Source organism: Leptolyngbya sp. GB1-A1 (genome assembly GCF_039962475.1).
GTDB lineage: Bacteria > Cyanobacteriota > Cyanobacteriia > Elainellales > Elainellaceae > Leptolyngbya_A.
Genome location: NZ_JAMPLI010000035.1, coordinates 22581 through 37590, shown reverse-complemented (window position 1 = coordinate 37590; position 15010 = coordinate 22581). Strand labels below are relative to the sequence as shown.

14 protein-coding genes are annotated in these 15010 nt (G+C 52.4%); all 14 read right to left on the bottom strand.

The annotated features are described in order from the left end of the window. Nucleotides 1-28: 28 nt before the first annotated feature. The 14 genes from NDI45_RS23095 to NDI45_RS23030 all read right to left on the bottom strand — a co-directional run bounded on the left by NDI45_RS23095 (nt 29) and on the right by NDI45_RS23030 (nt 15009). On the bottom strand, nt 29-238 hold the full coding sequence (locus NDI45_RS23095; protein WP_348249030.1) for a hypothetical protein: 210 nt from the start codon (nt 236-238) through the stop codon (nt 29-31). Further along, nucleotides 235-1998: a hypothetical protein gene (locus tag NDI45_RS23090; protein ID WP_348249028.1), complete on the bottom strand. Its 1764-nt coding sequence runs from the start codon at nt 1996-1998 to the stop codon at nt 235-237. Before NDI45_RS23090 ends, NDI45_RS23095 begins: the two co-directional genes overlap by 4 nt. A gap of 21 nt (nt 1999-2019) precedes the next feature. Further along, on the bottom strand, nt 2020-2274 hold the full coding sequence (locus NDI45_RS23085) for a hypothetical protein (RefSeq protein WP_348249026.1): 255 nt from the start codon (nt 2272-2274) through the stop codon (nt 2020-2022). Nucleotides 2275-2300: 26 nt separating this feature from the next. Continuing rightward, on the bottom strand, nt 2301-3137 hold the full coding sequence (locus NDI45_RS23080) for a hypothetical protein (RefSeq protein WP_348249024.1): 837 nt from the start codon (nt 3135-3137) through the stop codon (nt 2301-2303). 42 nt (nt 3138-3179) lie between these two features. After that, nucleotides 3180-4442 (bottom strand): hypothetical protein, encoded by a 1263-nt coding sequence (locus NDI45_RS23075; protein ID WP_348249022.1) that lies wholly within the window; start codon nt 4440-4442, stop codon nt 3180-3182. Between the two features lie 77 nt (nt 4443-4519). Beyond that, a complete protein-coding gene (locus NDI45_RS23070) occupies nt 4520-4825 on the bottom strand; it encodes a hypothetical protein (RefSeq protein WP_348249020.1) in 306 nt (101 codons plus the stop codon). 7 nt (nt 4826-4832) lie between these two features. Then, complete coding sequence (ssb, locus tag NDI45_RS23065) at nt 4833-5531, bottom strand: single-stranded DNA-binding protein (protein WP_348249018.1); 699 nt, start codon at nt 5529-5531, stop codon at nt 4833-4835. Between the two features lie 47 nt (nt 5532-5578). Continuing rightward, nucleotides 5579-7309 (bottom strand): TraM recognition domain-containing protein, encoded by a 1731-nt coding sequence (locus NDI45_RS23060; protein WP_348249016.1) that lies wholly within the window; start codon nt 7307-7309, stop codon nt 5579-5581. A gap of 1 nt (nt 7310) precedes the next feature. After that, on the bottom strand, nt 7311-9434 hold the full coding sequence (topA, locus tag NDI45_RS23055) for a type I DNA topoisomerase (RefSeq protein WP_348249014.1): 2124 nt from the start codon (nt 9432-9434) through the stop codon (nt 7311-7313). Then, entirely contained in the window at nt 9431-10267 is an 837-nt protein-coding gene (locus NDI45_RS23050; RefSeq protein WP_348249012.1) for a hypothetical protein, read from the bottom strand. Before NDI45_RS23050 ends, topA begins: the two co-directional genes overlap by 4 nt. Further along, nucleotides 10264-11949 carry a hypothetical protein gene (locus NDI45_RS23045; protein WP_348249010.1) on the bottom strand — a complete coding sequence of 562 codons (1686 nt, stop codon included), beginning with the start codon at nt 11947-11949 and terminating at the stop codon, nt 10264-10266. Before NDI45_RS23045 ends, NDI45_RS23050 begins: the two co-directional genes overlap by 4 nt. Before the next feature lie 19 nt (nt 11950-11968). Further along, nucleotides 11969-12739, bottom strand: coding sequence for a hypothetical protein (locus NDI45_RS23040; protein ID WP_348249008.1), 771 nt, complete (start codon nt 12737-12739; stop codon nt 11969-11971). A 3-nt stretch (nt 12740-12742) separates the two neighbouring features. Then, complete coding sequence (locus NDI45_RS23035; RefSeq protein WP_348249006.1) at nt 12743-13858, bottom strand: hypothetical protein; 1116 nt, start codon at nt 13856-13858, stop codon at nt 12743-12745. Beyond that, the gene (locus NDI45_RS23030) at nt 13855-15009 is read right to left on the bottom strand and encodes a hypothetical protein (protein WP_348249004.1); all 1155 of its coding nucleotides are present in this window, start codon (nt 15007-15009) and stop codon (nt 13855-13857) included. Before NDI45_RS23030 ends, NDI45_RS23035 begins: the two co-directional genes overlap by 4 nt. Nucleotide 15010: the final 1 nt, after the last annotated feature.

The window sequence follows — 15010 nt, the reverse complement described above, 5'->3', positions numbered from 1 at the left end:
TGCAAAAATTCTGGGTTGGCTAGTGGAGTCAGTCCCTTAACTCGTTCCTTTCCACCACGCCCCGGTTAAGGTCATAAACCATCTGCCCATCGAAGAAAAACTGAACTCGGTGGGGCAGTACAGCCGGATTGAATGAAGGCGGCAGGGGAACCTCGATCCACCGCCCTCTCTCACAGCGGCAGACCTCCTCCCCGTTGTAGTGGATCGAGATAACGTCCGGTCGAAGTCCTGATTTCATAGTTCTGCTCCCTTTTCCCTGCGTGTTTTGTGTGCGGTCTTCTGCGGCTCTGGCAATGCCCTCAGTCGAGCAAAATCTTCTGGCTGTAGTGAGCTTTTAATCTCACCATCTGCCTGAATTATTAGCTTCGGTTGCTGCATCCCTTTTGAGGTCAGAGTGCGGCTACCGTCAGAGTGCTGCTGAAGGCGGTGGCCATTTTTCTCAACCACAGAACTACCTTCAGCCACCGATCGATCCAGTCTGCGATTGATGCGATCGACAAGCTGCTGCGTCTGCTGATCTCTAGCTTCCGCCTGCTTTTCGATCGGCGTTAGATTCCCCAGTTTCGCCGCGATCGTTTCCGCTGAATACTTCGCAAGATCAGGGGTCAGATGCTTGCGAGCTTGCAGGAAGTCCCGTTGCTCGAGTGCGTTCGGTTTACAGCAGGAAAATTTCGGTCCCAGCGGCGTTTGGCTGAAGCGCATGATTTCCTTGCCCATCGCATTGCTGACAATGTATTGATGGGTGTTGCAAACATGAATTCTGAAATTTCCCGTGTCAATTCCAACCACCTTGCGCCCCTCTGGGGCATCTGGGATAAATTTGCCAGCGTCCTGTACAGTTCCCAGCGTCTTCGTCAGCCTGACGACTGTATCTGCCATCTGACGCTTTCGCAGTTCTCCCGGAATCGCACTAATCTGGGAGATTGCTTTTGAAGTCAAATCCAGTGTTTGTTCTGGCAAATTCTCAGGGACAAGCCCTGCGGCTTTGTGTAATGGCTCTAGTGCTTTCTTTGCCCATTGCTGCGCGGATGGACTGAGGTTCGAGCGATAAAGCTCCTTCAACGCGATCGCCGCCGCTGGAACCTTGAGCTTATCTGTCCAGCCATCAGTCACGGTTGCAGCACTGGCAGCAATCGACTGAAGTGGGTTCTTCTGTGGCTGCGGATTAAGTCTCTGGTCAAACTGGCGCAACTCCTGCTTTGCCTGTCGATTGCTCCATAGAGTTTGGGCAGAGGCAGTTAGTTCACTGAGTTGAGTTTGAATTAATAGACCAGGCGTAGCAAATGGCTCTTGTTTTGGAAGTTCTGTTACTGAAGACAATGCAGATCCTACAGGAGCTAATTGTCGTTCCATTAACCTTCCGGCGATCGCTTCAACCTGGGAAGGGAATTGCTGGGCAAAAGCCTGTAAATCAGAATTTGTGGGAATTGCTTCTCTGACCCACCTGTTAACGGTTTGCCACACCTCTCGGTAGGCATCAAATCCTTCAGGGATGTCCTGCACGACCCGCTTCAGGGCATCGCCTGATCCCTCCAAAACAGCTTCAGTTACCGTATCGACTGCCTCGATTAGCTCCAGCTTTTCCTGTCCCCGTTGCTCGATCCGAACTGCAGCGAGTTCGTTGATTTTGACCTGTCCCCCCTCCAGTCGCACAACGCGACGATCTCCTACATCAATGTTGAGAACTCCGCGCTGCGACCCAGAAGCTTCGTTAGAGGATTCGCCCTCACTGACAAGATCCAGGACAGTATTCAGCACCCTCAAGAGGGAGGGGCGGTTAAGCTTATTCACCGTGGGATTGTCGATTGTTCCCTTGAATATGACTTCTCGCCCAAATTGAATTCTTACAGGCTGCCCTGAGTCAATGCCTGCCGCTTCCAGGGTCACTTTAAGCGTTTCCCGAAACAGTTGCTCAGGTTTTGGGCTATGAGAATCTATACGCTCCAATTGTCCTGGGGCGTTAGACTTCTGAACGGCTGTTTCTAGGGTGATGTCCATCGTTCAAAGCTCCTGATGGGTCTAAACGGGCAATCGATTGAGCAATACTTCATCCTGCGCTTTCAGGAAAATGAGCTGATTGTTCAGGTAGAAGGTAAGCAGTTCTGGTACAAAGTCGGCTTCGAGTTGGGCATCAGGCGGCAGTTCTACATCGTTCATCAGGACGACGATCGCATCTTCTGTCGCATCGGGTGGAATAGGAGGGAGCGATCGGACAGATTCCAGTTCTTCGGCGACCGCAGCGTAGTTTGATTGAAGCCAGGTGTAAGCGTCCATAAAAACCTCTGGAGAAACCATCTGAGCTAAAGTTCTATACCTCCTGATTCTTTTTCTCGGTTTCTTGCCCTATTGCTACGGACGGCTCGATCTCGTGCCATACCTCGAATTGTTTCCGCTTTTTCTGGGTCAGCCGGAGAGGAAGCAATGTCGCCTTTCAACAGTCCCATGCTTTCAAATGCCTGCTTAACTTTTTGCGGGTTTGCTTCAGGGTCACGCACGGCTACCGTGCGATCAATCTGCACCTGTCCGCTCGCAACCAGCAGATCAGGCTTACTCTGTCCGGGCATTGTTTCCAGCGTGGCAACAACGACATTGCCTGCTTCATCCTCAAAGCTAACGCTGCCCTCGCTCTTGATCTGCTGCATCAGGTTCTCCTGCCTGTCTTCTGCAACTAACCGAGCTAACTCTTCGGGCGCATTCTCAGCCAGGAAACGACGCATATCTAAATCAGCAAGGTAATCCCATTCTTGCTCCGGCTCATCGGAAGAAGGGGCATTACTGTTCAAATACTCCTCGTATTCCTCTGTATTCATCCCCATTGCTGCGGCTTCTCTGGCAAACTCTTCTGCGCCATAAGCCATCATTGCTTCGTAATCTAATTCCTCCTCAGTGGAATAGTCTTCCTCTCTTGCAACAGTGTTCGATCCGTATTCATAGCTGAATCCAAAAGACCCCAGCGTTGGATGAAACCATGTTTCTGAAAGAATTGCTCCTCCATGATCCGGAATCGTAGATCCATACTCAAATCCTGCGGTTCTCAATGCTTCAGTTAATTCGTATGTGTTGTCAATTTCGTTGAGATGTTCAAAGATTGGATCTAAAGTGTTTGAATATGTATCCAGTTCTTCTAATTCCGGCATGATAACCCCCTGGTTTAGGAAGATAGCTGTTAATGGATTGAGCTATAGTTCTGGCTCTGCTGCTTGCCTTTGAGATCTAGAAGCCGATGCCTGACTCGATCGCTGTAGTGGCTTGGACTCGCTGATATCAAACTCATTAAATCCGGCTTCCTTCAGCACTGATTTAACAAATTCCAGGTCTGACTCAGGCAGTCGGACATAGGGACTTTTATTGCCCATACTTAGATCTACGCCTTTTGCGGTTGCCGCGAATGGAGCCGCCGCCCCGACCACTACAATTTCCTGCTTCTCCTTATCTGTTTTAATAAAGGCTTTCGGTTCCAATTCCTCCGTTTTGATTGTGAATAGCCCTTCAAGAGCGGATGTTGCTGCCTCGATCTGGTCTTCCTTCAAAGTGACCTTTGGAAACGTTGCACCGTCTGCCTTGCGCGTTACCGACTCTGTTTCCAGGTTCAATGCTGCTGCTACTTCTGTCGCTGCTGCCCCAATGACGTTGCCACCCCCCATTGCATACAGGGTTAGCTTTGCCTCCGGCATCGGCTTCACTGACGTATCAAGCTGATCGCCCAGGTCGCGCACGATTTGTTTGCGCTCCTTTGCCGTCACTTCCATCATTGCCCGTCCGCCTGGAGTTCGATCCGGCTCTTTCCCCAGAGCTTTTGCCAGGTTTTCTGCCGATGTATCAAACACTTTGTAGTCGTCGCTATCGAGCGACTCGCGGAAGACAACGACAGGCTTCTTATTATTCGTTTCGCTCGGCTCCGCTTGATCTACTTCAACGACAAACTTTTGGTCTTTGAGGAAGCCAATCACTTCCTCTAGCTTCCCCTGGTCAAACTTAACTTTCGCTATGCCCGTTGTGGTTGCTCCCAGCGCAAAGCCAAACTCGTTGGCGATCGCGACGGCTGCATCACCACGAACACTTGCGCTCTTACCATGCAATGTAATTTCAGCGTTCTTTTGACGAACTTCCCACCCCTGTTCTTCCAGGACAGGAACCGCCGCCGCAACCTGCTCAGCGGTCAGCTTCACATAAGGGCGAGGGCGATCGCTGTTTGTGGTATGCTGCTCAATCCGAAGGGCATCAGCAACGACTTCTGCCGCCTTGCCAAACAGCATTGCCCCTGAACCTTTTCCAAACTCCCTGAACTCGGCAATCTTAATGGGTTCAGGAGCAGGTTCAGCAGATTGCTCTCTACTTCGGGTCAGTGCGGGGATGACCTTTTTGGAACGAGGCTGAGCATCCTCGATTGCCTGTGGCTCATCGTCCATCAATGCTGCCATTTCTTTGTTAATCAGTGGCATATCAATCTATCTCCAATCAGGGTGAGGGGTTTATCGATTCAAGATATAAACCCTTAAAGAAATAAAGGGTTTAAGGGTTAAAGTGAAAGCTGTCGTTGGCGGTTACTAGCACGTCCACCGCGCCGTCTTCGTTTGGTAGGTTTATGTTCGGGTGGAGCCACAACAGGGAGGCTTGATTGCTCTCCCAATACGATCGGTCTTGCCTTCAGCCCAAAGCTCCAAAAACCGCCGTTGCTGGACGAGTAATAGACCACAGGCTTATGGTCTTCGTTGAGGCGAGCGATCGGGTCTGAGCAAATCAGCTTGGTTTTGAGAGTGCCATCTTTGGAATAAGACGCTTCCTCTAAAGGCTGACCACAAATCGGACACACATATTGCGTCATATCGACCTCACACTGCTGTACGGGTTCGCTTCTTGCCCTTGCCTTCTGGAGCTTTCTCCACTGGGGCAGGTGCGGCTTCAGGCGTTTCCGGCGCTTTGGGTTGTGGTTTGCTGCCCAAGAGCTCCAGGCGGTAAACCTTCAGGGTTTGCTTGCTGCGATTCGCGCCTGTAGTGCGATCTGTCCAGGTGTCTGCTCGCACCGTTCCGGTCACACCAATCTGACTTCCCTTGCGGACATACTTTTCGACCGTTTCTGCCGTGCGTCCCCACACCTCGATATTGAACCAGCTTGCCTCGCCATCGGATTTTCCTCGGTCCACGGCAAGCCGAAATTTAGCAACCTTTGTAAAATTGCCGTCTTTTTGCTCAACGTCCCTTACTTCGGGGTTGCCGCCTGCCCGACCCGTCAAGCTTAAGGTGTTGAACGGAGCCAGCCGGGTTGCCGTCATCGTAATGATTTCCTGCTTTGCCCCACTGCGCTCGGTTTCCTCAATCTCAACGTAGCCTTCAACCGTAACAGTTATACCCTCGCCAATCTGCCCCAGTTCGCTTGCCAGTTCATCCCAGGCTGTAACAGGCAAAATAAACGAGGGTTGCTGATCACTTGCTGGAGCAATCTCAAGCCACACATTACAAACTGTTTTGCCGCTTTCTGTCTGACGCAGATTAGAGTTCTTAATCGTTCCTGTGAATAGTCCAATGTTCATGATAAAAATCCTTCAGTGAATATGAACGTGAACGCTAAGAGAGATAGCTAAATGTAATCGTCATCTTCCTCATCAGGTGGCAACGGTAACAGTCGTTCGGCTTCTGCCAGTCGCGCCTCAAGCTGTTGCAGCAGGTTGAGCTTGGGTCTGCGAGCGGTTTCCCGTTCGGTCAGGTTTTGCCGCAGCTCCGTTTTCCAAATTTCCTCACACTCTTTTTCTCGCTCGATATCGGCTTTGGGAACCGTTAGCTGCTTGAAATGCTGTGGCAAGTTGGCTCGCCCATTCGCTTTGTAGGCAGGATTGCGAAAGACGCATTCTCCGATATCGAATCCGTTAAACTCGTCTGCCAGCATCAGGGGTCGGGTTTGCAGTTGTTCACTGTAGGATGTGCCACCGCCCTTACCTGGATTCCAAGACTTATTGCGAACCTTGATTTCGATATTGCCAAGCTGCTCCTGGTACATTCGAGATTCATCATGGTTCGCAGGCAGAAACCAGAAGGTTGATGCAAGACCGCCTAGCAAAATATCTGCACCGTCTTTGCCGTACCCTTCTCGAAGCTGTGCTGCTGACTGGTAGCCGTACAATCCCGTGTATCCCTTCGAGCGGTGTTCGTTTGCCCAAGTTGGTAGTTTAGGCAGATAGATACTGGGCAATTCATCTGCACTGAACGCAATCGGGCTGGTACGGGCGATCGAGAAGTTTTTGTTCATCACGATGTTGATGATCGCTGCCAGCAAAGGGTTAACGACCGACTGCCGGAAAATATCAGACTGAAACACAATCATTTCCTTCCTGTTCAGGATGGAGGAAATGTTCGTTTTACCCATCAGTGATGGCAGCATCGTCGGACTGATAAATCGCGTCAGCAGATCTGATGCTGTTGCCTGAATGCCGGATGTGGTTTTATCTGCACCCAGCGTAGAAATGAACTGGCTGAAGCTCACGCGCACAAAGTACGGCAGCTTGCCTTGATTCGCTGCATAGTCGAGCCGTTCAACCAACTTGGGCAGCGACAGCACGTTAAACGCCATTGCCAAATCTGGATACTTGGTACTTTTGGCAAATTGAAACAGGGCTTGAATCAGTCGCTTCCCGGCAGAGCCAAAGAACTCATCGCCTTTTTTGCCGCCTCCGGTCAAGTTGGCGTGAAAGACTTCTGCCAGCACTGCTGCGGTGGTGTCGTCCTCGCAATTCTCCATGAAGTCGAGTGGGTTGATGATGCAGGTGTAGGGCTTTCCAGGGGCAAAGATATTGAGCTTGTAGCCATAGCGCACAGCCAGCGTTGCCAAATACGCCATTTGTCCGCCTAGACCTTGCTCATCGGCTTTGTACTCGTACAGCACAAGCGACATTCCCTGTTCGATCGCGCTAACGATCATTGGGTTGAGCGCACTGAAGGTTTTTCCTGAATTGGGTTTTCCCACGACTGCAACCGATCGGTTCGCCTGGGGTACATAAACGGTCGGCGGCTTGCCTGTCATAGTCAGCAGAATAGGCATAATGCCCTGAAGCTGCCACCTTGAGGCACTGCCAATCCAGAGGCACACATCGTTTACTTTGGTCGATTTCAACTGCTTTTGTGCCAGCCGAACTGCATTCAATTTTGCCCCGGTGGTTGCCCATTCTGCGGCAGTCAAAAGTCCTTTTCTCCTGGGACTGATGATCTTAAGTCCCAACAATATCCCCAATAGCATCAGCAGCATCCACCCTGTTCTGCCTCCCAATGTGTAGGAGAGGGTTGTCCACAGGTTTGTGCCAAGTGATGAGCCTGCCATGTTACCCTCCCATCAGGCTGTGATCGATCGCGCCGAACTTCGGACTCCAGAATCCACCCTTGCTCGACTGAAAATACACGGCTTCCTTGTGATCCCTTTTTTGTCGCGCTGATTCATCGCTGCACCGCAGCATCACCTTTTCCGCACCGTTTTTGGAGTAGATGTGTTCCTCCATCGGTTTTTGGCATACCGGACAGGGAATCGTCGTAATTTTGCCTGCCGTTTTGGGCTTGGGTAGCTCCCACCCTTGCTCGCGATCGTTCCAGAACATCACGCAGTCCTCGCAGGTTGGGCACTTGAGGAAGAATCCCTTTTTAACCTTTGCGCTCGTGATTTGCTGCATGAGTGTTTCACAGCTTGGGCAGCTTACCTCAGAGGTTGGATGAGCATGAGCGTGTTGGGGCATAATGCGAAGGGCTTTGCTCAGAGCGGGTTCAAACTGTGTTTGGTTCCACTCGATCAGCCAGCCTTCCCAATTCAATTTGCCCTCGGCAATTAGATCAAGCTGAGATTCCATCTCGGCGGTAAAGTCGGTGTCTACTAGCGTTGGCATTGCCTGAGCCAGGAATCGATCCACTTCCATGCCGCGATCGGTTGGCTCAACCTTGCTTTTCACGATGCGAACGTATTCCCGCTCTTTCAGCGTGGCGATCGTGGAGGCAAAGGTACTGGGGCGACCAATGCCTCGCCGCTCCATCATCTGTACTAGCTGCGCTTCGCTGTAGCGGCTGGGGGCTTGTGTCCTTTTCTTGACGCTGCCTGCTTCTTCCAGAGTGAGTAGTTCCTGGTTTTGCAGAGCCGGAAGTTCTGCATCTGCGCCCAATGACCGCCAGTAATGGGCAAACCCCTCAAACTGAACAACCTGACCTTTAGCAAGCCACTGAGCCGTACCGGACTGGGTGATGATTTTGGTTAGGCGTACCTGAGCAGGCTGACAGAGTGAAGCGAGGGTGCGGTTCCAAATCAGGTCGTAAAGCTCAATCGCTGCCCCTCGCAGGTCTGTTTTATCAGGTGTTGCCCATATATTTGTGGGTCGCACGGCTTCGTGGGCTTCCTGGGCATTTTTCCCCGCTTTGTGCTGAACCACCTGGGGCGGCAAATTGTCGGGATCGTGAAAGGCAATCCACTCCCGCGCCGACTGGACAAAAGGCGGAGCCAGAAACGTCGCGTCAGTTCTCATGTAGGTGATATAGCCACCTTCGTAGAGCTTCTGCGCCACTGCCATTGTGGTTTCCGGGTTCATCTTCAGCTTGGCACTGGCAGCTTGCTGAAGTGTGGAGGTAGTGAAGGGTGCAGGTGGCTGTTTCAAGACCGTTTTGCCTTCTATACTCACAACTCGGTGTGGTTGCGATTGCGCCAATGCGACCAGGCGATCGGCTTCTGCCTGGGACGTGACGCGATCGCCTTGGGCTGCCGCCTCTGGCGAGGCGTCCTCGTCGGGCTTTTCCTCGCCAGGGATCGCTGCGTCTGATTTCTCGGCTTCTGCCGGGGAAAATACGCCGCCGTGATAGAAGGCGCGAAAACCCTCTTCGTACTGCACGAATACCGTCCAGTAGTCCTGTGGCTTGAAGTTACGGATTCTGGTTTCTAGCTCGGCGACCAGATGCAGTGTTGCCGACTGCACTCGCCCTACGGACTTCGCTCCGTTGTTCAGCTGCCACACCAGGGGAGATCCCCTGAAGCCTACCAGCTTATCTAGCACCGAGCGGCACAGTCCCGCATGAACCAGATCGAGGTTGAGCGGTCTGGGGCTGGCGATCGCCGCTTTCACCGCATTCGGGGTAATCTCGCGGTAGGTTGCTCTGAGAGGGTTTTTGAGCCGCAGTTCCTCCGCCAGATGCCACCCGATCGTCTCGCCCTCGCGGTCTTCGTCCGTTGCCAGGATTACTTGGTCTGCTGCTTTCACGGCGGCTCGCAGTTCCGCGATTGTCTGCTTTGCTTGGGGACTGCGCGGTGTCCATCGGCAAACAACGTGATCGCCCTGTAGCTGAAACCCCAAGGCATCCTGCTTGTCTTTTGCCAATTCGCGGATATGTCCGCCGCTGGCTTTAATCGTCCAGTCGGGAAGAATCGCCTTTAGCTTTTTCAGCTTTCCCGGAGCTTCGATAATGAGGAGTTTGCTCATGATGCGGAAGAAGAATTTGAAAGAGCATCGGGGGAAACGTTAGGGAACTGAGAGGGATTGACTTGTCCGCTTTCAATTCCCAGTTCCCCTAGTCTTGCCAGCACTTGCGGCAGAGTTGGAGCAGAGGTCGTCGCAACAATTTCAGGAATTGATGCACCCTGACGCATCAGGGTCATTGCTCGCTGCACCTGCGTTACCACCGGATCATCAGGGCGGGTGTAGTTTCGCCCAATGGCAACCGAAAGCCCCCGACGAATATCCTCTGCCGTTGCCCGTCCCCGTGACGTAACAATCGTGGTTTGCCCAAAGGCAGCAAAGCTAAGTGAGTTACCCGGCACAATCGCCACTCCGCTAGGCTGATTGCGCGACTGTTCCTGGTGAACGGGCTGCAAATCGAAGAAGTAGGTTCCTCTGGTCGTGGTAACGGTCAGGTTCGGGCGTTCAGTTGTCAGTAGCCCTGGAAAGCGAAGCGGTCGAATCAGCCGTAGCAGAATAACGGTTGCCTGTCCGCTTTCAACGGGTGTATTGGTGTTGAACACGATCGCGGACGGGTCAGAAACCTGCAAAAACTGAATCCGCTCCCCGGTGCGAAACGTAATTGCAGAGTTACGTCCTGCATAAATGGCGACAGTTTGAGCGTACCGCTGCGCCTGTGCCTGCGAAACTTCAGTCAGAGTTCCTGGCGGCGTTGGCGTTTCCCATCGAACCCGTGGATTAATAGGTTCAGCTGGAGCCGGAACAGAGGTTGCTTTTGCATCAGGGGAGGCGATCGCCAAGAGCAGGGGAAACAGGGCAACGCTACACCAGAACTGCCTGCGCTTCAAACGTTTCATCGGGCAACCTCCAAAAGACCGTTAACAAAAACTGAGACAGGCTGCTCTTCATTCACTTCCAGAATGGTGCTTTGTTGGGCTGAATCTTGCGACTGAGCGCGGAACTGCATTCGCTCTACCAGGGGATTGAAAAAGCCATCCAGGGCAGCAGCAAGCACATTGGTATCACCAGAGCGACGAGTAATCGTTGTGGATGAGGAACCCGATGATCCGCCAGAACTGGAGCTAGACGAGAACACATCGCCCTGATTAATCAGTTCTCCCACTCGACCCAGTGCCCCCACTGCACCCAGCAACAGGTCATCACCCAGATCGCTGTTTTGGTGGCGACGGGCAATGAGCGGTTCATTATTTTCCCCACGTACCACGATCGTTCCAGGGGTAACGGGTTCCTGGCGAATTTGTCCGTCTGCACCCTGGTACACCACTGCCACTACCGTTTGATTCACAATACGGCTCTGGTCACTGCTAACTTCTGCCTCAGTGATAAAGGTCGTTCCAGCCGGAAGCGCAACTTCTCCATTAGTGGACATCAGAGGTTGCGACAGGGTTACGGCAAATCGCCCTGGAGTGCCTCTTCCCGCTCCACCGGGTTCCCAGTAAAGGGGCACAGTGACTTCAGCCTCCGCCGAGGTTCCCAGTGCAACCTGATAATTCCCGTTCGGAGATAATCCATTCCCCATTTCTCGCTGCTCTAAAATGCCTCTGGTTCCATCACTAATTGGGGCAGAGGTTTCAGGACTGATAACGTTTCCTGTACCTGCGCTTGATGCAATCAGAACCTCCTGGGGAATCGATGGTGACGTTTCTTCTGAAACGTCTGCAATTTCTGTAGATGCTGTGCCTACTATTTCAGGTTCGGGTGAGTTAATGCTTTGGCTAAAGCTGCTGTCCCCAATCACATCTGAAGGAAAGTTTGCTTGCGTCTGCTGCATTGACGAAGGTGAACGTTCAGGCGTGTTAATCAAGGACACTTCTTCAACAGGTCTTGCTGCCACTTCTGCGGATGCTGAGCCAATTGTGGCAAGCCGATTCCACTGATCAAAGGGATTGACCTCCGGCTGAGTGCGCTGCGGCATTGGAGCAGGACGAGGCGTGACTGTTCGGGGTGGTGGAGCTGGACGGGTTGCAACGGGAATTGGGGCAGGACGTGCCCGTACTGGAGAAGCGGCTGGGACTGCTCTAGGGCGAGCAGGAGTCGCGGTGGTGCGCCGAGGTGCGGTAGGTCGCTTGGGCGGGGTCGTGGGCGCAGCAGGATTTGGTTTTTGCTGCTGATCATTTTGCTGTTCTGCCAGTGCCAGCCGACCTTTATACAGGTCGGCATCTGACGGAGTAACGACATCGCTATCGGTTGCAGGCGGTGTCTCTGCAACCTGCGGCTGTCGCGATCGTCCAATTCCGGCAATCATCGCAATTCCTAAGCCAAAGGAGACAAACACGCCAACCGTTCCTAGAACAAATACGGTGCGTGAAACGGGAGATTGTGCCAGTTCGCGTTTGACCGGAACGACCTCTGGATCAATGCGATGCTCAGGTGCAATAAGGGATTGTGTTTCTTCGTCCAGTCCCGCAAGCTGTTGGCGTTCCGCAAGCGACAAGTCGCCTGACTCATCAAAGTCGTCTGGGTCGAGTTGAGAGACAGGACTGGAAGTAATCAGGGTATATTGGTCATCGGTCTTCATCTGACTCCCCCCCCCTCCTCTAAAGATTTAAGGGCTTGACTTCGACAATCATCAGCCCGTTTTGGGTCAACTCATAAAGGGTTTTACGCCATACTTCCGGGTCGCTGTCTTTGAGCGCGGGGGAAATAGCTGGAACGGCTTGCAGGGTAATGGTGCGGTTGACTCTGATTTCCCCCAATTCCTGTGTGGCTGACCGCTCGACTCGTGTTGCCACGATGTCTATCTCCCATCGGTTCTTTGCCACCTGCCTGGGGTCAGACACGCTGTAAAAACGCAGAATTGATTTGCGTCGTCCGGTCATGACATCGATGGGGATGACTTCGGATGCCATCAGTCGCAGGAATTCCTGCCGAAACCCAGGCTCCATTAAGTAGGAGGCTAAATATGTTTTGGTTGGCACACGCTTGTTCGACTTGTCGAAATTAATGCCTTCATCGACTGCTTGATCATTACCAGGAATGCGGTTATCCCACTCAAAAGCAAGCTGCATCCACCGCACTGCGGTTTCTTTAATAATCTCCGGTCGTCTGTAGTTGACATCAAACTCCTGTGCCAACTGAGTGGTTCCATCTGCCATTTGCACAAATACTTTGCCTCTTGTGGCAAGGGCACGGTTATTGGCAACCAGAATGAGCGTAATGAGCGATCCTATCCCTAGCGCGATCGCCAAGCCAAAGAAGGTTGCCATTAATTTTGACTCGCCCTGCACCAATCCACTGCGCGGACGGGTTTCATTTCCGCTGTAAAGTGTGTCTTTTAGTGTTTTTCGCCTTAAAAGTTTTTGAATCATGCCCTAAAAAACTCCTGCTGCCAACTTGACTCCAGACGCGATAATCTGCACCCCTGCTTGAGCCAGTCGAGCGGCTCTCTGAGAAATTCCCTGATAAAGCTGCTCACCCCCGCCTTTACCAAGCGCAAAGGCTATCCAGGGTGCAAAAATGGCGATAAACAGCAAAAAACCATAATCTCCTGCGGCTGCAATGGCGTTCTGGGCATCGGTTGCCACCAGGACCGATGCCACAAACCCCACCAGCAGAACATATCCCAACTGAATCCCCAGGATTGAGACAAAGCCACAAAACCAGATTGTGAGTGCATTTCCGGCAAGTGGAATCAGCAGCATGGCAACAGCGATTGGCGCAAATAGTGCAGACAACAGCAGCGAGGCTTCTGCCATGTTCACAAATGCCCACTGAATCGCCAGCAAAATAACCTGGATGATTGGAACCGCTCTTGATTGAATAATCTGGGAGAAGGCTCCCTGAATCATTGTGGGAACTCCACCACCGACCGTCATGACGGCACTAAACAAATTGATCAACGCTTGAGCTGCCTGTAGCGGGACATTGCTTTGCTGACCCAGTGCATCCACAATTCCCTGTGCCTCAGCCTGCTTGGATTGAAGACACTGGGTTAGCGGTTCTCCGGTCAGCGTGGCACATTCCTGAAACACCTGGCGAATGCGCTGGACGGCAAACTGATTATTAATGACCTGATTAATCGCTTGCTCCATCGAAATGCCGCCAAGCTGAAGCTGAAGAATGCTGGTAATCAGCGATCGTCCGACTCCCCGAATTGCCAGAATGATGTTTGCCAGCATAAAGCCGTTACCACCCAGCAGAAAGATCACTACCAGCGGCGTGACAAACATTTCAACGATCTTGCTGAACGACTGCGTTTTCAAAATGTCATTGCCCTGCGACACGGCATAATAAACCAGTGCCAGCACAGAAATTGTGAGTGAGAATCGTACAATCGCAGTCCACAGTGAAAAGTCATCGGGTGCTTGCAGAATGGTTTGCCACATCTCATCCCAAGAAGCGGTGATGCTTCTCGAAAGATTGAGCGATTGCTCAATGACCTGAGCGGCGGCGGCAGATCCTTCCTGAGCCAGAAAAAACTGAATCATGGTCTTAGTCCCCGTCTTGCCGTTCGATTACGCCCGGTTCCTTCAGGATTGAACCCCGGCAGCGTAAACTGGCTTCCTTGTGTAATTGCGGCTGAATAAGCTGAAGCATCCATTCGCCGTTCTGCAATGTTGTTGCCCTGAATTTCGTCCAGCGTATTTGCCATCAGAATATTTCTCAGCGAATCGTCTCTGGCTCGCATTTGAGCGTCGATCGCAAGCAGTGTCCCAGTTTGCTGTGAAGCCTGCATCTGCCCGGAAAGGTTTCGCAAAATGTTCTGCGACACATCCTGATTCGCAGAATCTTCTGCCAGTTGCCCTGATGTCGTCAAAGCTTGGTTTGCGGCTTCTGCGTTAGCTCGAAGTTGCTGCTGCCCCTGCGCCGATAGCGTCGTCGCTTCTCCTACTTCTCTCGTGGTGCTGGTCATGAGCAGAGACTCTAGATCCTGCTTAATGACCACACTGCCTTGCCCTCCCGTTTTCGCACCCAGAAACTCCTCGGTCGTCGATGTTTTGCCGTTAGCGATCGCGGCTCGCGCCTGATCAATGTCCGGCAGCATCAGTGCCCCTCGGCTAACGAGTGAACCGCCTTCACCTGCCTCTGCACCACCGGGCTTATCGGGTTTTGCCCCAATGTCCAGCCCACCACCAGGTTTATCGGGCTTCGCACCGATATCCAGTCCGCCGTTGCCCTCCAGCCCCCCAGCAACCGACTCAAACGTAGGATTCAGGTTGATACCCAATAGCCCCATCAGTGCATTCAGGTTGAACTGAGAAAATAAACGACCTAGGCTGTTGCTAATCTGACCGCCAATATTGCCGATGCGATCGCCAATATTGGCAATATCGTTAAATATCCCTCCTGCCTCCTGGACTGCCCCTGTCGCTTGCTGCACATCAGCCCCAATCCCGCCCAGATTGGCTCCGGTCTGTGCCTGCTGCTGCAAGCCTGCCTGTGTGCCTCCAGCCGGATTAAAGGGGGGTGTCACCCCGCCGTTTAGCAAATCACGGTTATTGAGCAAATCTCCATTTGCCGCAGAACCGTTAGCAGATGCACTCCCGTTAAATGGAGGTGTCACCTGAGCATTGGCTTCACCCACTGGGATCGCCATCAGTGCCGTGGCTAGAAAAATCGCTTGTGTCAAAGTTCTCATA

What these genes read in the sequence shown, in the direction of transcription:
- NDI45_RS23095 (WP_348249030.1), bottom strand. Translation starts at nt 238, where the DNA reads ATGAAATCAGGACTTCGACCGGACGTTATCTCGATCCACTACAACGGG.
- NDI45_RS23090 (WP_348249028.1), bottom strand. Translation starts at nt 1,998, where the DNA reads ATGGACATCACCCTAGAAACAGCCGTTCAGAAGTCTAACGCCCCAGGA.
- NDI45_RS23085 (WP_348249026.1), bottom strand. Translation starts at nt 2,274, where the DNA reads ATGGACGCTTACACCTGGCTTCAATCAAACTACGCTGCGGTCGCCGAA.
- NDI45_RS23080 (WP_348249024.1), bottom strand. Translation starts at nt 3,137, where the DNA reads ATGCCGGAATTAGAAGAACTGGATACATATTCAAACACTTTAGATCCA.
- NDI45_RS23075 (WP_348249022.1), bottom strand. Translation starts at nt 4,442, where the DNA reads ATGCCACTGATTAACAAAGAAATGGCAGCATTGATGGACGATGAGCCA.
- NDI45_RS23070 (WP_348249020.1), bottom strand. Translation starts at nt 4,825, where the DNA reads ATGACGCAATATGTGTGTCCGATTTGTGGTCAGCCTTTAGAGGAAGCG.
- ssb (WP_348249018.1), bottom strand. Translation starts at nt 5,531, where the DNA reads ATGAACATTGGACTATTCACAGGAACGATTAAGAACTCTAATCTGCGT.
- NDI45_RS23060 (WP_348249016.1), bottom strand. Translation starts at nt 7,309, where the DNA reads ATGGCAGGCTCATCACTTGGCACAAACCTGTGGACAACCCTCTCCTAC.
- topA (WP_348249014.1), bottom strand. Translation starts at nt 9,434, where the DNA reads ATGAGCAAACTCCTCATTATCGAAGCTCCGGGAAAGCTGAAAAAGCTA.
- NDI45_RS23050 (WP_348249012.1), bottom strand. Translation starts at nt 10,267, where the DNA reads ATGAAACGTTTGAAGCGCAGGCAGTTCTGGTGTAGCGTTGCCCTGTTT.
- NDI45_RS23045 (WP_348249010.1), bottom strand. Translation starts at nt 11,949, where the DNA reads ATGAAGACCGATGACCAATATACCCTGATTACTTCCAGTCCTGTCTCT.
- NDI45_RS23040 (WP_348249008.1), bottom strand. Translation starts at nt 12,739, where the DNA reads ATGATTCAAAAACTTTTAAGGCGAAAAACACTAAAAGACACACTTTAC.
- NDI45_RS23035 (WP_348249006.1), bottom strand. Translation starts at nt 13,858, where the DNA reads ATGATTCAGTTTTTTCTGGCTCAGGAAGGATCTGCCGCCGCCGCTCAG.
- NDI45_RS23030 (WP_348249004.1), bottom strand. Translation starts at nt 15,009, where the DNA reads ATGAGAACTTTGACACAAGCGATTTTTCTAGCCACGGCACTGATGGCG.